The organism is Enhydrobacter sp., assembly GCF_030246845.1.
Classification (GTDB): Bacteria; Pseudomonadota; Alphaproteobacteria; order Reyranellales; family Reyranellaceae; genus Reyranella.
The window spans coordinates 953,408-976,313 of the sequence record NZ_CP126889.1 but is presented as its reverse complement, the minus strand read 5'-3'; the positions used below and the strand labels follow the sequence as shown (position 1 = coordinate 976,313).

20 protein-coding genes and 1 pseudogene are annotated in these 22,906 nt (G+C 62.5%); 11 read left to right on the top strand and 10 right to left on the bottom strand.

Annotation, left to right across the window (positions count from 1 at the left end):
• Positions 1-75 precede the first annotated feature (75 nt).
• Entirely contained in the window at positions 76-255 is a 180-nt protein-coding gene (locus tag OJF58_RS05090; protein WP_300782207.1) for a hypothetical protein, read from the top strand.
• Between the two features lie 95 nt (positions 256-350).
• On the opposite strand, the gene OJF58_RS05085 is transcribed toward OJF58_RS05090, so the two are convergent.
• Genes OJF58_RS05085 through OJF58_RS05075 form a run of 3 tightly spaced genes read right to left on the bottom strand, consistent with a single transcriptional unit; the run spans position 351 to position 3,440 of the window.
• The gene (locus OJF58_RS05085; RefSeq protein WP_300782205.1) at positions 351-1,196 is read right to left on the bottom strand and encodes a carbohydrate ABC transporter permease; all 846 of its coding nucleotides are present in this window, start codon (positions 1,194-1,196) and stop codon (positions 351-353) included.
• Positions 1,196-2,125, bottom strand: coding sequence for a sugar ABC transporter permease (locus OJF58_RS05080; protein WP_300782203.1), 930 nt, complete (start codon positions 2,123-2,125; stop codon positions 1,196-1,198). Before OJF58_RS05080 ends, OJF58_RS05085 begins: the two co-directional genes overlap by 1 nt.
• A 10-nt stretch (positions 2,126-2,135) precedes the next feature.
• Positions 2,136-3,440, bottom strand: a complete 1,305-nt coding sequence (locus OJF58_RS05075; RefSeq protein WP_300782201.1) for an ABC transporter substrate-binding protein — start codon at positions 3,438-3,440, stop codon at positions 2,136-2,138.
• Positions 3,441-3,643: 203 nt separating this feature from the next.
• Between OJF58_RS05075 and OJF58_RS27080 the strand changes: the two genes are divergently transcribed.
• Positions 3,644-4,138: an ABC transporter substrate-binding protein gene (locus tag OJF58_RS27080; RefSeq protein ID WP_366526817.1), complete on the top strand. Its 495-nt coding sequence runs from the start codon at positions 3,644-3,646 to the stop codon at positions 4,136-4,138.
• Positions 4,081-4,827, top strand: coding sequence for an ABC transporter substrate-binding protein (locus OJF58_RS27075; protein ID WP_366526835.1), 747 nt, complete (start codon positions 4,081-4,083; stop codon positions 4,825-4,827). Before OJF58_RS27080 ends, OJF58_RS27075 begins: the two co-directional genes overlap by 58 nt.
• An 866-nt stretch (positions 4,828-5,693) precedes the next feature.
• Here the strand turns inward: OJF58_RS27075 and OJF58_RS05065 are convergent.
• On the bottom strand, positions 5,694-6,374 hold the full coding sequence (locus tag OJF58_RS05065) for an HD domain-containing protein (RefSeq protein ID WP_300782199.1): 681 nt from the start codon (positions 6,372-6,374) through the stop codon (positions 5,694-5,696).
• A 239-nt stretch (positions 6,375-6,613) separates the two neighbouring features.
• Between OJF58_RS05065 and OJF58_RS05060 the strand changes: the two genes are divergently transcribed.
• Entirely contained in the window at positions 6,614-7,009 is a 396-nt protein-coding gene (locus tag OJF58_RS05060) for a hypothetical protein (RefSeq protein WP_300782197.1), read from the top strand.
• An 87-nt stretch (positions 7,010-7,096) separates the two neighbouring features.
• On the opposite strand, the gene OJF58_RS05055 is transcribed toward OJF58_RS05060, so the two are convergent.
• A complete protein-coding gene (locus tag OJF58_RS05055; protein ID WP_300782196.1) occupies positions 7,097-8,179 on the bottom strand; it encodes a WYL domain-containing protein in 1,083 nt (360 codons plus the stop codon).
• Between the two features lie 22 nt (positions 8,180-8,201).
• Here OJF58_RS05055 and OJF58_RS05050 point away from each other — a divergent pair, with 22 nt between their 5' ends.
• Together OJF58_RS05050 and OJF58_RS05045 are read left to right on the top strand one after the other, a co-directional pair.
• Positions 8,202-9,146, top strand: a complete 945-nt coding sequence (locus tag OJF58_RS05050; protein ID WP_300782194.1) for a DUF6569 family protein — start codon at positions 8,202-8,204, stop codon at positions 9,144-9,146.
• 292 nt (positions 9,147-9,438) lie between these two features.
• A complete protein-coding gene (locus OJF58_RS05045; protein WP_300782191.1) occupies positions 9,439-10,023 on the top strand; it encodes a hypothetical protein in 585 nt (194 codons plus the stop codon).
• A gap of 105 nt (positions 10,024-10,128) precedes the next feature.
• On the opposite strand, the gene OJF58_RS05040 is transcribed toward OJF58_RS05045, so the two are convergent.
• The 4 genes from OJF58_RS05040 to OJF58_RS05025 are packed head-to-tail and all read right to left on the bottom strand — an operon-like array spanning position 10,129 to position 14,222.
• Positions 10,129-11,667 (bottom strand): amidohydrolase family protein, encoded by a 1,539-nt coding sequence (locus OJF58_RS05040; protein WP_300782188.1) that lies wholly within the window; start codon positions 11,665-11,667, stop codon positions 10,129-10,131.
• A gap of 52 nt (positions 11,668-11,719) precedes the next feature.
• Positions 11,720-12,535: an ABC transporter permease gene (locus OJF58_RS05035; RefSeq protein ID WP_300782185.1), complete on the bottom strand. Its 816-nt coding sequence runs from the start codon at positions 12,533-12,535 to the stop codon at positions 11,720-11,722.
• Entirely contained in the window at positions 12,507-13,289 is a 783-nt protein-coding gene (locus OJF58_RS05030; RefSeq protein ID WP_300782183.1) for an ABC transporter ATP-binding protein, read from the bottom strand. The genes OJF58_RS05035 and OJF58_RS05030 overlap by 29 nt, the downstream gene beginning before the upstream one ends.
• A 21-nt stretch (positions 13,290-13,310) precedes the next feature.
• On the bottom strand, positions 13,311-14,222 hold the full coding sequence (locus tag OJF58_RS05025) for an ABC transporter substrate-binding protein (protein WP_300782181.1): 912 nt from the start codon (positions 14,220-14,222) through the stop codon (positions 13,311-13,313).
• Positions 14,223-14,579: 357 nt separating this feature from the next.
• Here OJF58_RS05025 and OJF58_RS05020 point away from each other — a divergent pair, with 357 nt between their 5' ends.
• The gene (locus OJF58_RS05020) at positions 14,580-15,056 is read left to right on the top strand and encodes a hypothetical protein (protein WP_300782178.1); all 477 of its coding nucleotides are present in this window, start codon (positions 14,580-14,582) and stop codon (positions 15,054-15,056) included.
• Positions 15,057-15,398: 342 nt separating this feature from the next.
• Positions 15,399-16,724, top strand: a complete 1,326-nt coding sequence (locus tag OJF58_RS05015; RefSeq protein ID WP_300785170.1) for a class I SAM-dependent methyltransferase — start codon at positions 15,399-15,401, stop codon at positions 16,722-16,724.
• A gap of 436 nt (positions 16,725-17,160) precedes the next feature.
• Here OJF58_RS05015 and OJF58_RS05010 read toward each other — a convergent pair.
• Positions 17,161-18,002: pseudogene (locus OJF58_RS05010) on the bottom strand (IS5 family transposase).
• Between the two features lie 102 nt (positions 18,003-18,104).
• Between OJF58_RS05010 and OJF58_RS05005 the strand changes: the two are divergent.
• From OJF58_RS05005 to OJF58_RS04995, 3 genes are all read left to right on the top strand, one after another.
• Complete coding sequence (locus OJF58_RS05005) at positions 18,105-19,868, top strand: DNA helicase (RefSeq protein ID WP_300782176.1); 1,764 nt, start codon at positions 18,105-18,107, stop codon at positions 19,866-19,868.
• 276 nt (positions 19,869-20,144) lie between these two features.
• Positions 20,145-21,440 carry a site-specific integrase gene (locus OJF58_RS05000; RefSeq protein WP_300782173.1) on the top strand — a complete coding sequence of 432 codons (1,296 nt, stop codon included), beginning with the start codon at positions 20,145-20,147 and terminating at the stop codon, positions 21,438-21,440.
• Positions 21,441-21,545: 105 nt separating this feature from the next.
• The gene (locus OJF58_RS04995; protein ID WP_300782171.1) at positions 21,546-22,364 is read left to right on the top strand and encodes a hypothetical protein; all 819 of its coding nucleotides are present in this window, start codon (positions 21,546-21,548) and stop codon (positions 22,362-22,364) included.
• Positions 22,365-22,906 lie beyond the last annotated feature (542 nt).

Sequence of the window (22,906 nt, the reverse complement as noted above, 5' to 3'; positions counted from 1 at the left end):
CGCGATTGACTGGATCGCAACATCACCGCGTTACCGATTGACCCAAATATGCCGCCCTCGATCGTGGAGGGTGCAATGTCCAAGTTCATCGGCGCCACCGCTTTCGTGCTTGCTGCGGCCGGGTTCGCTCGCTGGGGCGATCCGATCATGGCGAGTCTGCTTGCCGTCTGCGCGGTCGTGTGGGGCGCGACGGTGCTCGTTCCGCTTCGGGATGCGCGCTCGTCCAAGCGCGGTTCCGTCCCGCGGCTGGAATAGCACCAGCCGCCGGCTGCCGTCCTCTTGGGGCGGCGGCAGCCGGCGAGCTGTCCGGGGCCGGGACGGGCCGGAACAAGGGTGTCTGGCCCGGCAGCCTAGCCTTTCACCGATCCGGCGGTGAGGCCGGCGACATAATGCTCGACGAAGAACGAGTAGATGATCGCCACCGGTATCGATCCCAATAGCGCGGCGGCCATGAGCTGGCCCCAGTAGAAGACATCGCCGCGGATCAGCTCGGCGATGGCGCCGACCGGAACCGTGCGCACCTCGGTCTTGGTGAGGAAGATCAGGGCGTAGAGGAACTCGTTCTGCGCCAGCGTGAAGGCGAAGATGCCGGCGGAAATGAAGCCCGGCGTGCAGAGCGGCAGCACGATCCGCCACATCGCCTGGAAGTGGCTGGCGCCGTCGATGCGCGCTGCTTCCTCGAGCTCGTGCGGCACGCTCTTGAAGTAGCCCATCAGCAACCAGGCGCAGAAGGGCACCAGCATGGTGGGGTAGGTCAGGATCACCGACGTCAGGGTATTGCCGAGGCCCATGCGATTGATGATGTCGGCCATTGGGATGAAGAGCAGCGGCTGCGGCACGAGGTAGGTGGCGGCGACGCCGATCGCGATCAGCGCCGAGCCGGGGAAATCGATGCGCGCGAGCGGATAGGCGAGCATGACCCCGAGCACGAGCGAGATCGCCGTCGATACCACGGCGACCAGCATGGTGTTCCAGGTCCAGAGCAGGAAGGGCGTCTGGGTGAAGAGGTCGATATAGTGCTTGAGCGTCGGATGATGCAGCAGCAGCGGCATCATCTGGGTGTTGTAGAGCTCGGAGTTGGGCTTCAGCGAGGTCACCGCCATCCAGTAGAACGGGAACAGGGTGAACAGCAGTGCGACGCCCAGCGGCAGCCAGAGCTGCATCGTCTTCACGCGCCAGCCGCGGGCTACGACCATCACCGCCTCCGCATGTAGATGGTGAGGGCGACGATGAGCAGGCCGAGCGCGGGCAGCATGGCTAGGGCCACCGAGGCGCCATGGCCGAGCTGGCCCGCGCTCATGGCGATGTCGAAGGAGTAGGTCGCGAACAGGTTGGTGGCGTTGGCCGGGCCGCCATGCGTCAGCACATAGATGAGCTGGAAGTCCGAAAAGGTGAAGATCACCGAGAACATGGTGACGATCAGCAGCACGGGCTGGAGCAGCGGCAGCGTGACATAGCGGAAGCGCTGCCAGGAATCTGTGCCGTCGATCGTGGCGGCGTCGTAAAGGTCCCCGGGGATGGTCTGCAATCCCGCCAGCAGCGTGATGGCGAAGAACGGCAGTCCGCGCCAGGTATTGACGAGGATCACCGAGCCCATGGCGAGGTAGGGATTGCCGAGCCAGGACGGCCCCGGCCGGGCCATGCCGAGATGCACCAGGAACCAGTTGATGACGCTGAAGGCGGGATCGAGGATCCACATCCAGGCGACGGTGCTCAGCACCGTCGGCACGATGAAGGGCAGCAGCAACAGCGCCCGTACCAGGTTCTTCATGCGGAAATGCTGGTTCATGACCAGCGCCAGCGCGAGCCCGCCCGCCGCCTTCAGGATCGTGGCGACGAAGGTGTAGACGAAGGTGTTGCGCACCACCTGCCAGAAGACCGGGTCGTGCGCGTTGCTGATGAAGTTGTCGAGGCCGACGAAGACGGCCGGCCGGGCGACGGCGCGATCCTGGAAGCTGAGCCAGATGCCGTAGACGAACGGATAGCCGACGAACGCTATGAGGAAGAGCAGCGGCGCCGCGATCATCAGCCAGCCGAAGGCCGTTCCCTCCTTGACGCGCAGGCGCGGCCGGGGAACCCGTCTCAGCTCGAGCGCGATCGCCGAGTCGGAGGGGAGGGCGGTCACCCTTCCGGCCTCAGGCCTGTCCGTAGATCTGCTTCACCTGCGCCTGCGCGGTCTTGATCACGTCCTTGGTCGCGCCGCCGCTGCAGGCCTTGGCGAACATGTCGATGATCACGTACTTGGCGATCACCTCGGCCTGCGGGCGGCTGACCGGCGCCGGCCAGCCGGGCAGGTGCGAGGTCTCGATGGAATCGCGATAGGGCAGGTTGCGCGGCTCGACCGACCAGAGTTCCGCGTTGTCGTAGGCATGGAGGAAAGGCGCGTAGTAGCTGTCGGCCGACGCGTACCAGGGCCCGAGCTGGTCGGGCTGCATGACCCAGCGCAGGAACTTCTTCGCCCCCTCGACATCGCCGGAGCTGGTGACGACCGAATGGCTCCACGGATTGAGGATATGGAAACGCTTGCCGGTCGGCCCCTTCGGGTTGAGTGCCTGGCCCGTCACCTTGCCGATCTCCGGGAAGTCGCGCTTCGCCACCCAGAGGATGCTCTCGGCGTTGTTGGTGCAGGAGATCTGCTGGCTGAGATAGGCCTTGTTGTTGTTGACGTCCGTCCAGCCGAGGCAGTCCTCGAGCGTGGTCTTCTGGAAGAAGTTGCGCGCGAAGTCGAGGCAGCGGGCCATCTCGTCGCTGTCCACCGTCACGGTCTTGCCATCGGCATCCACCTCGTGGGCGCCGAACGACCACATGAGCGGGTAGACCCAGCCGTGATTGTCTCCGAAGCCGTGGCCGAGCTCGAAGCCGAACGGACGGCCCTTGGCCTTGAGCTTGATGCCGGCCTCCAGCAGCTCGTCCCAGGTTTCCGGGAACTTGTCGAAGCCGACCTCTTTGAACCAGTCGATGCGATAGTTCATGATCTGGCCGATATTGCCGAACGGGATCGCCTTCCACTTGCCGTTGACGACCACCGCTTCCCTGGCCACGTCGTACCAGCCGCCCTGCGCCTTGCCGACCTCTTCGGCGATGTCGCTGACATCGACATATTTCTGGTCGTAGAGGAACGGCCAGTTGAAGGCGTTGAGCACGATGTCGGCGCCCGACCCGGTCTCCAGCACCGCCGACACGCGCGTCTGCAGCGAGCCCACGCTGGCGAGCGCATAGTCGATCTTGGTGCCGGTCTCCTTCTCGTAGCGCGACGCCAGCTTCGTCTTGAAGTAGGCGTCGAAATCGCGGATGAACGAGCTCTCGTGCAGCAAGGTCAGCGGCTTCGGTGCCGCGCTGGCGGTAACCGTCGCGATCATCGGCGCCAGTGCGCCGCCGGCAGCGATGCGCAACACATCGCGACGCGACGCCCTTGCACCACCGGTCTTTCGGTTTGTCATCAGCTCCTCCCTGTGCAGCCGGCTTTGGCCGGGACTCTTTTTCTTGACACGCGGTGAGGCGGACGAAGCCTAACGTCGTGGCCGAAAACCTGTCAAGGAACGGCACGCCGAGGGCCTGACCAAGGTGCGGAATTCGCGCGTGGCTTCCACGTGCACCGCCGTCGGCTGCATGCCTATGCTTCCTCCATAGTCGGGAGGAAACAGTGTCCAAGCTTCTTACGGGTGTATTCGTCCTTGCAGCGTTCGGGTCCGCCACCGCCATGGCGCAGGCGAAGTACGGTCCGGGCACATCGGCCACGGAGATCAAGGTTGGGCAGAGCATCGCCTACAGCGGGCCGGCCTCGGCCTACGGCCAGCTCGGCAAGGCCGAGGCCGCCTACTTCAAGTCGCTCAACGCCAGGGGCGGGATCAACGGCCGCAAGATCGACTTCATCAGCCTCGACGACGGCTACTCGCCGCCCAAGGTGGTCGAGAACGCACGCAAGCTCGTGGAGAACGACGAGGTGGCCGTCGTCTTCAACGTCCTCGGGACCCCGCTCAACATGGCGATCCGGGGCTACCTCAACAAGAAGAAGGTGCCGCAGCTCTTCATCGCCGCAGGCGCCACGGCCTTCAACGATCCGGCGCACTTTCCTTGGACGTGGGATGGCAGCCCAACCTGCAGGCCGAGGCGAGCTTCTACGCGGCCCATGTTCTGAAGAAGAATCCCGACGCCCGGATCGCCGTGCTCTACCAGAACGACGATTTCGGCAAGGACTTACTGAATGGGCTCACGACGGCGCTGGGCGACAGGGCGAGCAAGATGATCGTCGACACGCAGAACTTCCAGGCCACCGACCCCACCGTCGACAGCCAGCTCATCACGCTCAAGAACTCGGGCGCCGACACGCTCTTCCTCTTCACCTATTCCAAGCAGGCGGCGCAGGCGATCTCCAAGCTCGACGACCTGAACTGGAAGCCCACGACCTATCTGCACCTGGGCGCGGCGTCGGTCGGCGCCACCTTCAAGCCGGCAGGGCTCGAGAAGTCGAAGGGCATCCTCTCGGCGGGCTTTTTAAAGGACGTGACCGATCCCAAATGGGCGGGCGACGAGGACGTGAAGGCATTCTTCGCCTGGATGAAGGAGAACCTGCCGCAGGCCGAGCCGAGCGACAGCCTGAACGAGGCCGGCTACATGTACGCCAAGACGCTCGAGCAGGTGCTGCGCCAGGCGGGCGACGATCTCACCCGCGAGAACATCATGAAGCAGGCGGCGAACCTCAGGGATTTCCATCTGCCGCTCCTGCTGCCGGGCAGCGCCATCAACACCAGCCCCACCGACTACCGCGTCATCAAGAGCATGAAGCTGCAGCGCTTCAACGGAAAGACCTGGGACTTTGTCGACTGACAGCGCCGTTGCGAGACGGCGGTGGAGAAGGTGGCGCTCCCGCGGCCTATTGGTTGGGCCTGAACTCCTTGACCCATGAGGGCGCCGGCGTCGATGGGAGCGGCAGGCCCTGTCGGAGCCTTGCCAGGGTATCGGGACAACCTGCCTGTCCCAGGACGTCGGCGAGATATGGATAGCGGCTCGACAGATCCACCTCGGCGCCGTCGGGCCAGCCGCCGGGAGGCCTTGGGCGCACGTCCTCGGCCGTCGCCCTCATGGCCGTCACCGTCCGTGAGCATCTGTACTCGCGGTCCGATTCGACGGAGCTCGTCCAAAGCCACCACGCCACGCCGCCGGCAACGACGGTGAGCAGGACGCAATACAATGTGCCCAACAGGATATCTTGCGAGGAGGGGCGCAACGATGGCGGGATGGTATCGCGACTTCCGGTAGGCTCGCTTGCCATGGACGACGATCCGTCACCTGATCCTACGACGAATCGGCATTCAAGCGCACATACATCGTCCTGCGCCAGTCATTTCCCAGATCGATTCCGGCGCGCCACAGGGCCGAGGTGGTGTACGGGCTTCAGCGAGAAGCCCTTCCACCGGAACTCAGATGTCGCGATCGGCGCCGTGGAGAAAAGCGGGCCCCAGCCTCGAGCGCGATCAGCTCAGCGAGGACGTGCAGGGCTTCGTCAATTGCCTGCGCCCAGGCCGTCGAGGCCGAGTGCGGCCTGATAGGCGAAATGGCGGCGGTCAGCGCCGGCAGGATTTCCGCCGATGAAATCCGTTGTCTCGTCCGTCGTGGCATCGTGGCGTTCCCCTCACAAACAACTGGAAAGATATGCACGAGGGGATGCCATATTCGGACACGGTCCGGCCGTTTCAGGTCACTCGAGCCGACTGAGGCACTGTCGCGGACTTGTCCCTGTGAAGCTCGCCGACGATGTGCCTCAACTCCTTGGCAAGCTGCTCCTTGCCGGGCTGTCCACACAAAAGCTCGCCAAAGATGTCCGCAAGGGCCTTGTAGTAACCGAGGCTTCCATCTTTTCCCTTCGTGAAGCGGTTCCATACAGCGATGCCGATCTCCGGTTTGCGCAGATCGCGAAGGATCGACCGTGCATTGTGTACCTTGTCGGACAAGGACACCAATAGCGTTTCCGCATCAACGGCCTTCAGGTGCTCAAGGTAGCGAGCCTTCTGGACTTCCCAATCGTCCTTTCCCTTGCCTCCCGAAACATTGACGAAGCTGTCGGAGCATGAGCGGACGATGCCCGCGACGCGATCGCCAAAGCGATTGCGGATGTCGTTGAGGCGGTCCTCGCCGCCCTGATCCTCCACCGCATCGTGCAGGAGGCCGGCGATGGCCATGTCCTCGGAGCCGCCGTACTCGAGCACCGTGGCAGCCACCGCGAGCAGGTGGGCGATGTAGGGAATGGCGGTGCCCTTGCGGACCTGACCGCCGTGCACATGGCTGGCGTAGAGCAAGGCGCGGTCGAAGCGATCTGTGAGCACCGTTGCAGTCGACATGGATTTTTGTCCCTCCGTGTTGCCCGATTGAGCCATGTCTCCTTGCGCGAATCATCTTGCCTGGGCTGGCAGGTCGATGTCGGCGGTGGCCCAATTCCTGATGTTTGTCCGACAGATAGCGAGGTTTCTGCTCCACACAAGAGCCTGCAGTGCCCGTTTCCCGCTCCGGGTGTCCGGATATGACACCCTTGCCGCCGATTTCTGATTCACGAGGGTCGGCCCAAAGACTTCCATTCCTGCCCCGATCCCAGACCATTCAACGGACAGGGAGCGCAATGGACCACACGGATTTGCCCAACGTCTTTCTCGGCGCCTTCGAGAATGAAAACAGCCGGGAGCTGGATATCGACATTTGCATCGTGAACCTCGGCGATGAACCCCTAACGTTGGGGATGTGCAGCGGCTCATTTGCCGGTGACATGGACGGCTTGATGGAGCTGGGGCACTCCCGTTATCGCCAGATCGTGGTTCCAGCCAGGGGCACGACAAAGGTCGACCACTTCAGCGACGAAGGGGAGCTCGACTTCACAACCTTCTACAACATTAGAGTCGGGTCGGTGCAGTACCTGGCCGAGATCAACGGGTGGAACTTCGGGAAGGACAAGCTGGCCGACATCGCTCCGCTCCAAAGGAGCGGATATCTGGTCGGTTTCGGGCGAGTTGGAAGATAGAGCCTCCACGTCAACTCAACCGGAGAGAATGAATGCGCTCGCGTTCGTTCTCCAGCGGGGCGTCATTTCCGGCCGGGCCTGGCAAGGTCAAGCCTGTCCATCGAGGCTGAAGCCGCGACGTTTCAGGGCTCGACTCATAAGGCTGCGCAGATTGCCGGGCTCCAGCACCTCTACGTCCGCGCCCCAAGTGTAAAGGTGCCAGCACATTTCCATCAAGCCGCCGGCGTGGAAGCGGACGATGACCGAGCCATCGGCCTGCTTCTCGACCGACTGGCTCGGGTGGAAGACATACTCGACCACTGCGTCCGCGACGGCCGGCGAGAATTTCCAGACGATGTCCTGCGGTGGTTCCTGGAACACGCCGAAGGAACGCTCGGCGAACTTGTGGAGAGAGAAATCCCTGTCCCGAACGAACGTCCTGTCGAGAACGCTCACACGCTGGATCTGCGCCAGTGCAAACAGCCGGGCTTCGTTTGGATGCCGGTCCGGAGACATGCCGACGAGATAGTGCTGTTTGCCGAGAAGGAAGCCGTAGGGGTGCAACCGCCGTCCCGATGACCGCTTCGTGTGGCGGCTGCGATACGACACGTACAGTTCGCGCCCCTGCTTCACGGCGAGGCGGATGGTGTCGATCACCTCGCTGCGGATCACGGGCCGTGGGCCTGGCCGCATGGCCAGACCTTCTGCCTCGAGCAGCGCCTCGATATCCGGTTCGAGGCGGAGCTGAGCGGTGGGTGGCAGCGTCGCCCGGAGCTTGCGCGCCAGTTTGTCGAGCGATGCCGCCCGACTGCGCAGATTGCGCTGGCGCAACAGCTTCGCCGCTGTTTCCAGATCGACGATGTCCTCGGCCGACAAGGCGCCCGGAGTGACGGTTCCCGACACCGGAATCCGCCAGCGCGGCCGCCGCTCCTCGTCGAGATGCTGCTCGGCCTGGGGGTAGTTGCGCAGCACGGCGTCACGCATGCGTTGCGCCGTGCGCCGGCTCACCCGGAAGTCGCGCTCGATATCGGCAAGGCTGAGGCCGATCCGGGAGCCTTGCATGGCCAGGGCGAGCTGCAGGACACGGTCGGTGACTTCGTAACGCATCGGGCCTCCAGCATCGTCAGCGGCACAGCATAGAGGAGGATGTCCGCTTGTGACACCCCCGGGTTGCATATCAATGCGGTCCACCCGCCTGCCATCCGGAGGAGCCATGCCCGTCACCGAAATCGCGAACCTTGCCTCGAGGATTTCTTTCGGCGAGGTCCAGGCATTCCGGAATCTTGCCCTCGTGCCGTTGCTCGACCGGGCGAGGGGGCCGGCAGGATACCTCGCACTCGATGAGGCGTTGCGGCGAGGACAAACCGAGATCACCGAGGTTTCCGAATCCGGAAGCGTTCCGCAGCTCAAGTTGCGCAACCGTGGTCCGGAAGAGGTGTTCCTGCTCGACGGCGAGGAGCTGGTCGGCGCCAAGCAGAACCGCATCCTCAACCTCAGCATTCTCGTCCCTGCTCATGCGGAACTGGAGATTCCGGTCTCCTGTGTCGAACAGGGCAGGTGGTCCTGGCGTGGCCGCGGCTTCCGCGGCTCCGATCGGGTCATCTTCTCGAAACTGCGCCGCAGCAACGCCGAGTCCGTCTCGGCCAATCTGGCCGAACAGAACAGCCGGGCGGGCGACCAGCGTGGGGTCTGGAAGTACGTGTCGGACAAGTCAAAGCGGATGTCGGTCCACTCCGACACCGGCGCCGCCAGTGCCCTCTTCGAGCGGTATCAGCAGGACCTCGACGAGTTCGTATCGGAGCTCAAGCCGGTGCCGGGCCAGGTCGGCGCGGCCTTCCTGGTCAACGGTCGGTTCGCCGGGCTCGACATCCTGGCCGGCCCGGATCTGCTCGCGCGACTGCTTCCGAAACTGGTCCGCAGTTACGCCCTTGATGCGATGGACGACGAGACGAACGCCTCGACCGACGGCTCGACCAGAAGCGCGGCCCAGTCGGTGGAGCGCGTGATCGCAGCGATCGGCCGCATGAGTGCCGAAGCGCATCCTGCCATCGGCCGCGGCCAAGACCTGCGGCTCAGAGGTGCCGGCCTTGTCGGCGCGGCCCTGACCGGTGACGGGGCCATGATTCATCTCGGGATCTGGTCCGCCGCCTATCGATGAGCAGCACTCGATAGCTCTTTCAACTGCATCAGAGGGGGAAGCAGTCATGGATAGACATGAGACAATGCGCGTGGAGGAAAGCCCTTGCCTTCAGGATCGCCACGGCGCCTGGACAGAATGGAAAACTTGGCTGGGACGGCCGCTTGCGGTGGCCGCATGTGCTCTTCAGCTGGGCTGCGCCGCCAGTCCCGACTCGATCGAAGCGCGCTACGTCAGCCCGACTGCCTACCAGAACTGGACGTGCAATCAGCTCGTCGATGAGCGGACACGTCTGAGCAAGGAGGTGCAAAGGGTGTCCGGCCTTCAGCGCGAGAATGCCAATGCCGATGCCGCCATGATGGCGGTCGGCCTCGTCGTCTTGTGGCCGGTGCTGTTCGGCTTGGCCGCAACGAAGGACAGGAAGGACGAACTGGGCCATCTGAAAGGTGAATACGAAGCGGTCGATCTGTCGATCAAGTCCAGGCAATGCACGATGCCCTCGCCGGGGATGCCAAGCGTCCCGGCGGCTCCGGCCGCCGCCCCCGAGGCCATGAAGGCCGCTCCTGCCAGCGAGGGAATATACAAGGGCAAGGGCAGGACCGATTCCTGGTGCCAGACCCCGTCTATCAGCCTCACGCTCCGGGGGAACGCCTTCGAGGGCGAGCTTTCGGAAGTCGCGAGCGGCGCGCCAACAAGCTCGGTGACCGGCGAGCTCGCCAACAACGGTGTGGCGGCCCTCGAGTTCAAGTCGACCAACAGCGACTACTTCAGCGGCTCCGTCGGTGGCACCCTGAAGAACGACACCCTGTCGCTCGACCTGCAATCGCGGACGGCCCGCGCCTGCTCCTATCATTTCGAGCTGCAGCGGGCTCCGCTCGCGACCGTGGCGGGAGGGTGACAGGCACGAGAAGATCGACAGCGCGGATGGTTGGCGGCCGGAAGGTATTCAGCGGCCGCTCGACACCGGCAGTTGGCCCGCTCCCAACGAGTTTGTGTCGGTCATTCAGTGTGCATGGCCGCGTATGGCCTGGTGCTCGTAGTGATAGTGCGCGCCGCCGAAGCGATCGATATGCAGCGGCTGCTTGGCCAGGCCGGGGCAGAAGGTGCCGACGATCTTCTCGAGCCTGCCGTAGAGGGCCCGGGCCGGCTTGTTCGCCCGCTCCAGCCGCTCGCGCGACTTCTCCGCCTTGCGGGCCAGGTCAGCGAGGTCGACCGTCAACAGCTTCCTGTTCTCGACTACCATGCGTCCGCCGATCATCACCGAATGCACACCCGTGCCGTCCTCGGTGTGCACGATTTGGTTGGTCGGGTCGTTGCACGGAATCCAGTTCACCTGCTCGAGGTCGAGGAAGACGATGTCGGCCTTGTAGCCTTCCTCCAGCCTGCCGATCCTGTCGCCGAGGCCAAGAGCGCGGGCGCTGCCCACCGTGGCCGCCTCCAGCACCTCCTCGGTCGTGATCCAACGCTGCCAATCGGCTCCCTGGACCTTGGAGACCATGGAGGCAAGCCGCAGGTTCTCGTACATGTTCTGATTGTCCGAGCAGCTCGCGCCGTCGGTGCCGATGCCGACGTTGATCTTGGCGTCCAGCATGCCGCGCATGTCGGCGAGCCCGTTGCCGAGCCGCATGTTGGAGCCGGGGTTGTGCGAGACCGAGGCCCCCTTGTCGCCGAGTCGCTTCATGTCGTCGCGATCGAGCCAGACGCCGTGCGCCACGGTGAAGTTCGGCCCGACGAGGCCAAGCGAGTCCATATAGGCCGTGAGCGTCGAGCCGTAGAGATGGTAGCCCGCGATCACCTGGACTTTCGATTCGGAGACGTGCGTGTGCAGGCCGGTGTCGTAGTCCCTGGAAAGGCGCAGGCAGGCGAGCAGGAACTCACGCGAGCAATGGTGCGGAATGGTCGGCGCTACGGCGAGGTTCACACCCTTGCCGTCGAGCTTCCAGCCCTGCAAGGCCTTCCTCATCTGGCCGACGCTCGCCTTGTAGGGCGCCAGGCGAAAGCGCTCGACGTCCTTCCTCAGGCCGGGCGGCAGGCGCTCCATCAGACCGGGAATGGCCTCGAAGAAGGTGGCGTCTGCAACCATCGGCGCCAGCACGGCCCGCATGCCGACATCCACATAGGCCTGGCCGATCGCCTGGAGACCGTCGACCGACGGCATGGGGAACTCGGCCGCCAGGTCGTAGGCCGCGGTGCAGCCCTTCAACACCATTTCGGCGGCGCCGATCAGGCTCGACAGATACTTGTCCTCGAGCGTGCGGTTGCCGCTCATCCAGGGTCCTGCCGTGAGCAGCAACTCGAGCGTCAGCCGATCGCCCATGCCCTTGGCCAGGTTGCCGTGGCTGTGGGTGTGGCCATTGATCAGGCCGGGATGCAGCAACCGGTTCCTGGCATCGATCACCTTCGCGTCGGGCGGAGCGGCCATGCCGGGCGGGCCGATTTTGGCAATGGTGTCGCCCCGGACCAGTATGTCGGCCTTGGGCGCGGCATGGCCCCGGATGTCGAGTACACGTCCACCGCGGATCACCGTCATCCTCTTGGCCATCTTGCCCTCTCTTCAGAAAAGCAGCCCGCAGCGGGCCTCGACAGGCCGATGGTCACGACGCCACCTGCGCATTTGCGCTCGACCACGGGAAGAACACACGCTCGATGATCACCACGATCTGGAACAGCACAACGCCCATGATCGACAGGATGATCAGCGCGCCGAACGCCACCGGCACCTTGAAGAACGCGGTCGATGTCACGATGAGAAAACCCAGCCCGGAATCGGCGTTGACGAACTCCGCGACCACGGCGCCGACTACGGCAAGCGATACCGCGACCTTGAGGCCGGCGAATATGAAAGGGATCGCGAAGGGCAAGCGGATGCGCCACAGCTCGCTCCATTTCGAGGCGCGACAGGCGCGGCTGAGCTCGAGCAGTTCCGGCGGCACGGACATCAGGCCGGTAGCGACCGAGATCACCAGCGGGAAGAAGGCGACAAGAACCGTGATCACGACTCGTGGAAGCTCGTTCGAGCCGAGCGCCACGACGAGGATCGGTGCCAGTGCCACCTTTGGAATGGATTGCGTCCAGACGAGGAAGGGATAGATGGCGCCGGCGATGGCAGGGGAGGCCGTCAGCAGGACCGCCAGAGGCAGGCTGATGACGATCGAGACGGCAAAGCCCAACAGCACGGTCTTCAGGGTCGCCATTGTGTGCCCGAGGACGGCCGGCCCGATCGCCACGGTGTCCGTCCAGATCTGGCTCGGGGCAGGAACGAGATAGGCCGGCACATTGAACGTCCGGCAGATTCCCTCCCACATCACGAAGAAGGCCGCGGTCGCGAGCAGAGGCACGACGATCTCGCTGAAAGCGGCGGCAGGCGGCCTGCGCCGCTTCTCAAGCGGCGGCGCGGCCTGGACTGACATGGCGCTGTCCGAAGATGAGCTCGCGGATACGACGGCTGGCGTCGTGGAACGCGGCGTTACCCTCCACATGGAAGCTGCGCGGTCGAGGCGCCTTCACATCGATGATCTCGACGATGCGACCGGGTCGCGGCGTCATGACCATGACGCGGTCGGCGAGTATCACGGCCTCGGTGATCGAATGGGTGACGAACAGCACGGTCTTGGGTCGCTCGCTCCAGATGCGCAGCAATTCCATCGTCATCTCTTCGCGGGTCAGCGCGTCGAGCGCACCGAACGGCTCGTCCATGAGGAGAATGTCCGGCTCGTGGACCAATGCCCGGCAGATCGCGACGCGCTGCTGCATGCCGCCCGAGAGTTCCTGCGGCGACTTGCGCTCGAAGCCGGTGAGCCCGACCAGCTTGATCAGGGCGGCCGCCTTGTCGGCGCTGCTCGAATCGATCTTGTGCATCATGCGCAGCGGAAACAGCACGTTGTCCATCACGCTGGCCCACGGCAGCAGCGTCGGCGCCTGGAAGACAATACCGGTCTCGGAGCGTGGCTCGCGGATCGGGACGCCGCCGATCGACGCGCTGCCCGCAGTCGGCAGGATCAGGCCGGCGACGATGCGCAGCAAGGTGGACTTTCCGCAGCCCGACGGCCCGACCAGCGTGACGAATTCATTGGCGTGGATCGAGACCGAGACATCCTCGAGCGCCACGACCTGATCGCCGTCGCGCGAGTTGAAGACGCGTGTCACGTGGTCGAGCAAGATCACGGGCGCACTCCTCCTGGCCGACTACTTCTGTGGCAGGAGACTTGTGTCGATGGCCTGCTTGTAGTCCCAGTCCTTCTTGAGCTCCTGCGCTTCGGCCACCACGCCCCAGGTGAACTTCAGGCGCTCGGCGCTCTCCTTGCCGAAGCCAACTTCCTTCGAATGGTCGTTGAATACGAAGGCCATCGTGGCACTCAGGCTGTGCGTGCAGTCATCGAGCTGGACCTCGGGAAAGCGGGCGACGTGCAGCTTGCAGGCTTCGTCCGGATTGTCGCGCGCCCATTCGAAGGCCTCCTTCGTCGCGGCTAGGAAGCGCTTCACCAGATCGGGCTTCTCCTTGACGAGCCTGTCGGTGCTGATCAGGGTCGCAGCATAAATCTTGAACCCGACGGAGACGAACGGCAGCGCCACCAGCTCCTCGCCCGCCTTCTCCGCCGCTTTGTTGATGTAGTAGTAGTGGATCGAGTAGAACGGCGCGGCATCGATGTTCTTGGCGATCAGCTGGGCCGCCATCGCCGCGCCATCCATATTCGTCCAGATGATCTTGCTGGGATCCGTGCCGGCCCGCTTGGCGACTTCGGGGAAATAGAAGCGGTGGCTGTTGCCGGGCGTGACGCCGATCTTCTTGCCCTCCAATCCCTTGAAGCTGGTGATGCCGGAGCTCTTGAGGACAAAGAGCGAATGAGGCGACTCGTTGTAGAGGACCGCGATCGTCTTGACCGGAACGTTGGTGCGCGCCCGGGCGGTGAGCACCGCCGCGATATCGGCAACGCCAAAATCGGCCGCGCCGCCGGCGACCTTGGTCACGGTATCGCCCGAGCCGTAGCCGCGCGTGATGGTTATGTCGATGCCGTGCCTGGCATAGATGCCCTTGCTCCAGCCGCCGTAGTACATGGCGTGCTCGCCCGACGGAATCCAGTCGGTCTGAAGGTGCACCTTGTCTTGTGCAAATCCGGGGGCAGCGAACGCGATCGCCATCAACGAAATGGCAGCGGCAGCAGCGCTACGCAAGAATGATGCCCGCATAGACGTCTCCCTGAATTTCATTGTCAGGTGAAGTAAAGCAAATTCAGGTGGGCGCGGCCAGCTATCGTGGACCGGGAAATGGTGCGCTGGTCATCATCGGCAAGGGAGTGACCTGCACATCCAGGTCACTCTGATCCCGGCCCACAGGACAGGAGCCCGGTTTGCTCCAGCGCAAACCCACATGGGGATGGAGAGTATAAGTTTGAGATGAAGCTTCAGCCTGCGGATTGTCCCAGGCGCTGCGTGACGACACCCTTGGATGGGCCCATGATGGACGTCATTTTTGCCCGTGCACTTCATGTCCTTGCCGTCGTGATCTGGATCGGCGGCGTTTCGATGGCGACAACTGCCATGCTACCGGCGGTGCGGCGAGGGTTGTTGGGAAGCGACAGGCTCAAGGCATTCCAGGCGATTGAACGCCGCTTCGTCTGGCAGGCGCGGACGGCAATCGTCGTCGTCGGGCTGACTGGGATCTATATGACAGAACGCCTCGATCTGTGGGATCGATTCCTCTCGGCGCACTTCTGGTGGATGCACGCGATGGCGGGCGTTTGGCTGTTGTTTACGTTTGTCTTGTTCGTTGCGGAGCCCTTCATTCTCCATCGGAGATTCAATACTTGGGCTCGCACGCAGCCAGAGCGCGCCTTCGCATGGCTGCAGCGGGCACACTGGGTATTGTTGACGCTTGGCGTCGTGACAATTCTCGGCGCCGTCGCCGGTAGCCAGGGATGGTCGCTCTTCTGACTGCTGGTCGCTGCCGGCGTTTCTCGCCCATTTCGCAGGGTTGTGACGATATCCTCCCCGTCAGGCGGCTTGCCGGTCGCTGGATCGACGAGATGAGTGCCGTGCCTGGGCGGCATGCGGCACAGTTGCCAGCGCGGCCGATAGCTACCTTCGAGCGCGGGAGGTGTGAATACCGACTTCCTCTCCCGAGATCCGTTTGCAGGATTCGCGGTTGCTATGAATCTAAAATCGAACAGGGTGCCGAGCGTGGCAGGCTTCAAACACAGCTTTGCCACGGCTGGCGTTACGGACACGTGCTACCGGATTGAACGTTTCTCTTGGGGTGACGCTGGAGGGGGAGCAATGCCCGATGGTTTGGGCAGGGATGCATCGTGCCGGCACTGCGGCGCCATTCTCACGACGGTGTTCGCGGATCTCGGCGTGACGCCGGTGGCCAACGACTATCTCAGCCCCGCGCGCCGCGACCAGGCCGAGTCCTTCTATCCCCTGAAGGCCTATGTATGCGGCAATTGCCGTCTCGTGCAGCTCCGGGACTTTCACGGATCGCGGGACTTGTTCCGCGAGGACTATGCCTACTTCTCCTCATTTTCGACGAGCTGGCTGCAACACGCCAAGAACTACGCCGAGTATATGCGGCGCCGTTTGCGACTTGGACCGCAGAGCCTGGTCGTCGAGGTGGCGAGCAACGACGGTTACCTGCTGCAGTATTTCAAGCAGAAAGGTATCCCGGTCCTCGGCATCGAACCGTGCAGGTCAGTGGCCGATTTCGCCATCGCGAAGATCGGCATCCCGACCCGAATAGAATTCTTCGGACGCGAGACGGCAATCAGGTTGGCCGACGAGGGCTTTTCCGCCGACCTGGCCGTGGCCAACAACGTGCTGGGTCATGTTCCCGACATCAACGATTTCGTGAGTGGTTTCGCGGCGATCCTCGAGCCTGACGGCGTGGCAACGTTCGAGTTTCCCCATTTGCTCAACCTGATCCGGCTGAACGAGTTCGACACGATCTATCACGAGCACTTCTCCTATCTGTCCCTGTTGGCTGCCGAGCGCATCTTTCCCGCCAACGGGCTGCGCATCTTCGACGTCGAGCGACTTTCCACGCATGGCGGGTCGTTGCGCCTGTTCGCCTGCAGGACAGAAGCGGTGCACGAGCGGACCCATCGCGTCGACGAACTGGCCGCGACGGAGCGAGAGGCGGGCCTGCACACCGATGAACCGTACATTCGCTTCTCCGAACAGGTACGGGAAACCAAGCGATCGCTTCTCGAGCTTTTGATCGCGTTGAAGCGCCAGGGCCATTCGATCGTAGGCTACGGCGCGCCGGCCAAGGGCAATACGTTGCTGAACTACTGCGGTATCGGCGGCGATACCCTCGACTTCACCGTCGACCGGTCGCCGCACAAGCAGGGCTTGTTCCTGCCCGGAACCCGCCTCGAGATAAGGGCACCCGAGGCGATCGACCGCCACAAGCCGGACTTCGTCCTGATTCTGCCCTGGAATCTGCAGGACGAAGTGATGTCCCAGCTCGCCCATATCGGCCAATGGGGCGGCAAGTTCATCGTGCCCATCCCCAGAGCGCGTATCGTCGACGCGCCGCGTGGCCCGCACCTGCGATCCGGCGCAGACATTCTCGATCGGCCCGTTGCGCCAACGGATGATTTCTGACCATTGCTGGCCGATCAGCGCGAAGTGCGCACACAGCTCAGCCATCCCCTCGCATTGCGTCAATGCCGAAACTGCCCGCACAGCGCTCAAGTCGGCGAAGCCGCGCGGACGTGTCCCGCCGTGTCTCCAACGCCGGAGACCGTTCTGGCGGCTCAACTAAGCTCCTGATTTGAATGGCGGACCCGGCGAGATTCGAACTCACGACCTCTGCCTTGTACGCTAAGCTGCACAGTCCTTGTTGAGTGCTGAGACGAGCACAAAAATGTCGAAGCGAATAGTGGAACCGCCATTGTCAGAGCTTGGTAGCCTTCTGACGCCTCTAACGGATGGCGAGCAGGAAGTCATTGGTCTATTTGATAGGCTGCTGCCTCCAGAATGGGAAATTTACATTCAGCCGCACCTGAACGGCCTTAGAGCCGATCCGAGAAGTTGTGATTCAGGAACAATGTATTGGCCTGGTCAAGCGCCTGAGCATGAGTCGGATCATGGCAAGGCGAATGAAGGCGACGACGGTGCAGGCGTAGCGTTCGAAGTCACGAGCGAGCCTGCGGTTGCGAGAGATCCAGGCGAAGGTTCGCTCGACGATCCATCGCTTGGGCAGAACGCTGAAGTTGTGCGCCTCGGTGCGCTTGACGATTTCGATCTGCCAGGAGCCGATATCGGCAACGACTTGGGCGACGCGTGGCCCTTGATAACCGGCATCAGCGAAGAGTTTGAGGATCGAGGGAAAGCGGCGTCTTGCGTTGCGCAGCAGCCGGCGGACGCCGTCGCGATCCTGCACATTGGCGCGATGGACGACGACGTTCAGCAACAGGCCGAGCGTATCGACGACGATATGTCGCTTGCGACCGGTCACCTTCTTGCCCGCGTCGTAGCCTTGCGGATCGATCGAGGCCCCCCTTTTTGCGCCGCTTTGGCGCTCTGACTGTCGAGGATTGCTACTGTCGGCTCGGGCTTGCGTCCCGCCGCCTCGCGCACCTGGACATACAGGGCCTGATGCAGGCGCAGCAGAGTCCGATCCGAGCGCCAGAGCGCAAAATAGTCGTACACCGTGCTCTTGGGCGGCAGGTCTTTGGGCAAGGCGTCCCACTGGCAACCGGTCGACAGCAGATAGAACACGGCGTTCAGCACTTCCCGCATATTGACGTCGCGCGGCCGCCCGCCACGGCGGGCGGGGGGAATCAGCGGCGCCACCAGTGCCCATTCCGCATCCGTCAAATCGCTGGGGTAGCGCAGCGCCTTGCGCTCATGAGCCCGACGATGCTCTGTCGTCCACATCTGGCACCTGTCTCAAACCACAGAGTGCCGAACAATGAATCACAACAGATTCTTCCGACTCAAGTTCTTTCCGGATAGGCTCTTAGGCCTGACGTAGTTCTGTTGAATCCCAATGTTGGGGTCGCTGTATTTGAGGTGAAGGACTGGAACTTCGCCAAGTTGAGCTACTTCTCGGACGCCAGTACTGGCAGGCTCCGCTTGATGGCCCGTGATGCGCAAGGGCGCGTTTTCAGCCGGGAGGACGACAACCCAGTCACGAAGGTGCGGCTCTACAAGAATGAGCTGTTTGATCTTTATTGCCCTCGGCTAAACGACTGTGCAGGATTTGCTGCGGTCACCGCTGGGCTCATTTTCTCAAGAGCAAGCCGACGCCAGGCTGAGGCACTGCTGGCTCCGTTTCGAGCGCATGACGCTGGCGCAAAAGCCTATCCCAGATACTATCCGATTGCAGGAGCAGATGACGTAGCGAGTGAGAACCTTGACGCCATCTTTCCGGAATGGACACGTACGTCATCACAATATATGTCGGCGGCGATTGCCGAGGACTTGAGGGGGTGGCTGCGCGAACCGGCCTTCAGTCGTGAGCAGCGCCATCTTTTGGAAATGGACGCTCGCCAGCGTGAGCTCGCGACAACGCGTACTGCTTCCGGTTACCGTCGGATCAAGGGACCTGCGGGCTCCGGAAAGAGCGTTGTACTCGCGGCGCGTGCAGCAGAATTGGCAGACCAAGGGAAGCGAGTCCTCGTCGCAACCTATAACATCACGCTCTTGAATTACCTACGCGACTTGGCCGTTCGTCATGCCACCAGTCGCTCCGTCGTTCGCCGACAGGTCGACTTTCTAAACTTCCATATGTGGTGCAAGCGTGTGTGCATTGGGAGCGGTAACAAAAATGCCTACGACGAACTATGGACAGAGGAGTCTGCTGCAGATGAATTCGAAGTAGACGACGTTTTGCAGAAGGACCTGCCCCGCTTGGTGCAGCGCCTCTACGAAGAGAATCCCGACACGCTTCCTCACTATGACGCCGTGCTGGTCGACGAAGGACAGGACTACTATCTGGAATGGTGGCAAGCGCTTCGAAGGGCCGTTGAGGCAGGTGGGGAGATGGTGCTTGCTGCAAACAAGACTCAGAATATTTACGCTACTGCTGCGGCTTGGACAGAGGACGCGATGGGCAATGCGGGCTTTCGAGGTCCTTGGGCGGAGTTGCGGGTCAGTTATCGGCTTCCTCCGAGCGTGGTTCCGCTCGTGAAGGAGTTTGCCAGGCAATTCCTTACCACGGAGGAAGTTGATATCCCGGAGGTGGAACGCAAGAGTGAGCAGATGGAGTTCGCCGACCTGTTCCCCGTCGAACTGCGCTGGGTCCAAGTGCATGAACCGGGCAGCTCTGTCGCGGTGTGTGTTGCCGAAATCCGCCACCAGATGATACGGCTTCGTGCAGATACGGCCATCGCTGACATTACGTTTTTGTCCGGCAAGGCAATTGGACAAGAGGTGGTGAGCGAGCTTGAGGTCTACGGGGTGCATGTTCTGCACACCTTCGATGCTGAGGCGTCAGTTTCGCGTCGAAAGAAGCGCGCGTTTTTTCAGGGCGCGGCGAATGTAAAGGCGACGACCCTCCACAGCTTCAAGGGGTGGGAAGCTCGACACCTCGTCCTCTTTGTTGAAAGCGTCCAACGCGCGGAGGATCGAGCACTGATCTATGCAGCTCTCACGCGCCTTCGCAGGCACGGGCAGGGCAGCGCGCTTACAGTAGTTTGTGCGTGTCAGGAGCTTGCGAGGTACGGAGCGACTTGGCCTGAGTTTGTTCAAGGCAGAGGCGAAAATATCGCGCATGCTTCCCCAATGCTTGGCCGGGGGTGAGATGGCCCTCGAAGGTGGTGCTAAACCTCTGAAATCATTGGCGGACCCGGCGAGATTCGAACTCACGACCTCTGCCTTCGGAGGGCAGCGGAAAAGAGTTTTCCGATGTGTCCCCGGATTTTCCCACAATAGACAAGTCTTGAAAAACGGCGGCCTAGAGCCATTATCGGAAGGCAGCGGAAAACGCGGGAAATTTCTCCAGTTTTCCTGCTCCTGTGTCCCCAGTGTGTCCCCAGGCCAAAAGGGACCTCTTGGGGGAGGCTATGCGGAGGCCGGATGCCAAAGCTTACGAAGCGGTTTATCGATGCGCTGAAACCAGTCACCAGGGATACGCTGTATCGAGACAGCGAGCTGAAGGGTTTCTTGCTGCGCGTGAAGCCGCCCGGACCAAGGTCCCCGGCGGGAGTGCGGATCTGGGGCGTCCAGTATCGAAACAAGGCAGGCAGGACGCGAAGGCTGGCCATGAAGGACGGCGGGGCTGCCACACCCGAGGAAGCGCGCAAATGGGCAAAAAGGCAGCTCCTGAGCGTCGCTGATGGTCGCGATCCATCGGCCGACCGTGGCGCTGCCCGTGGCCGGATGACCGTTTCCAAGCTCTGTGACGAATATCTGAAGGCAGCCGAGAAAGGGTTGGTCTTCGGGAAGCGGAAACGGCCCAAGTCCGAAACGACCCTCGCCACCGATCGGGGCCGCATTGAACGGCACATCAAGCCGCTACTCGGCACGATGGCCGTGGCGGACGTGCAGCCGTCCGATGTCCGGCGGTTCCTGACGGGTGTTCAGACCGGCAAGACCAAGGCGACCATCAAGACCAAGCCCAAGGGCGTTGCGCGCGTCACCGGTGGGCGGGGCACGGCTGCCCGGACGGTCGGGCTCCTGGGCGGCATATTCAGCTACGCCATCCGCGAAGGCATGCGGAAGGACAACCCGGTGCATGGCATCGAGCGGCCTGCCGACGAGAAGCTGAACCAGTTCTTGACCATGGACGACTACCGGAAGCTCGGCGCGGCGCTGAAATCTGCGGAAGCGGCGGGCGAGAACCGGCATGCCGTCAACGAGATCCGCCTATTGGCGCTGACTGGCTGCAGGAAGAGCGAAGTGACCGGGCTCGTCGGGTCGGAAGTGGACCTCGATCATCACCAACTACGGCTTGCCAACACGAAGGAAGGCTACAGCCTGCGTCCGCTCGGGCAGGCTGCCGTTGATCTGTTGGTGGATCTGCCACCGCATCCCAGGAGCGACGCGATTTTCGGCATGGGAGAAGAGGGAGCACCCTATCAGGGGCTTCCCAAGGCCTGGGAGCGCATCGCCAAGCGAGCCAAACTCAGGGGCGCCACCTTGCACACCTTGCGCCACAGCTTCGCCACTACCGCCAACGCACTTGGCTGCAGCGATCCGACCATAGCGGCCATGCTGGGCCACTCCCACGGCACCGTCACTGGCCGCTATATCCATGTAGTCGATGCGACTCTTCTGGCGGCCACCGATCGGGTGGCGAAAACCATCGCAAGAGCCATGGCCGGCGAGAAGGATGCGACCGTCACCAGGATTGGAGCGCAAGCGAGCGCGTAACTTGTTCCCATCGGCGCGGCTAGTCCTTGGCCGGGCGAACTCGGAGATCCGCACTCCGCCCGCCGCGCCGACCCTCTCAATGCGGATGCACCCTGCGGAGGTACCGTGAGTTTCAGTTCGGCCGAATGGACAATTCCAGAGCTGTGCGTGTGGATTGTGAAGCGCAGCAAAGACGCTGTTAGCGCACTTCCATCACGCGCCAGGAATTCATTGGATCTTGCCGAATCACGTTGCCCGGGCGTTTACGGCGCGCGAGACGAGATTATTGCCAAGGCCCAGCAGGGACTTATCTCCGTCACTTGTCAGGGCGCTCGCGCGCTTTACCGCTCAAGCGTCGTCGCATCCAAGCGTATGACGCTGCCGACAGAATTTTGGAAGAGCGCCGAGCTACTCGACACATCACATTGGATGGCTCCGGGCGTTCGGTTGTGCGTTGCTCAGCGTGTCGGCGACGCAAAACCCACTGACTATAGCGATTTGTTGGTTAGTAGCAGCAAGGCGCAGCAACTGTGGAAGTCTGTCGAAACAGCTTCGGTGCATGTGTCCGAGCCGCTTCCCGGTGCCGACGTGTCAGGACAGTCATTTGAGAGCAAAAATCTCATACCGCAGACGCCAACCTATATCCCACCCGTCACTTACTCGCGCGATGACGTTCCGGACCAGTTCAAGCAATGGGCGAACGGCCGACATCTTGCAGGCCAGCTCATTACCGAGGGAATGGCGCAAGACGCGATGCGTGGGCCGAAGGATCAGCAGGGCGCTCGTCTGGGCGGGCTGCTCAAAGCGGGAAATGGACTCTCGCGCGATACGATACGGGCATGGATGGGCACACTGCCTAATGGCTGGTGTGCGACGCGCGGCACTTCGCCATCACGCAATAGCGCATCAACGCCTTCTTCAAATGGCGGTGATAATCGCGGTTAAATCGCGGAGGCTAAAGTGTCCGCGATTATTGCTCCAAGGGCATTTAACGAACCGATAAAATTTTCGCCGCGATGATGGTCGGCGATTTCTGGCACGAACATCTTTTGCTCCGAAACGCGGTCAATTCCGACCGTGCAAGGAGCCAGCGAAGTGAACCTCTCTTCCGACAATTGGCCGCCGAAGCTGCGCCGCGCTGATGCGGCCCGCTATCTCCGTGAAGTGCATGGCATCCCCGTCCAGCCATCCACAATGGCGAAGTGGTACTGCCAGAAGTCTGATGGACCGCCCGCGTATGTAGCCGGCCGCGTGCCGCTCTATCCGCGTGATTCCCTCGATGCCTGGGCAGAGAAGCGGCTAGGCCCGCTCCGTACCTCAACCTCTGACAAACAAGCAGCCTGACATGAAAAGCCCCAGCGCGGTGAACGCTGGGGCCGAAACGTTTCGTCTAACCCACCAACCACGATGAAAGCTAAACGACATGAAACTTGTAACCCCTCCGCGTCGCGCTAGCAACAGCGCTCTGCACCTTCCGCTCTTCAAGC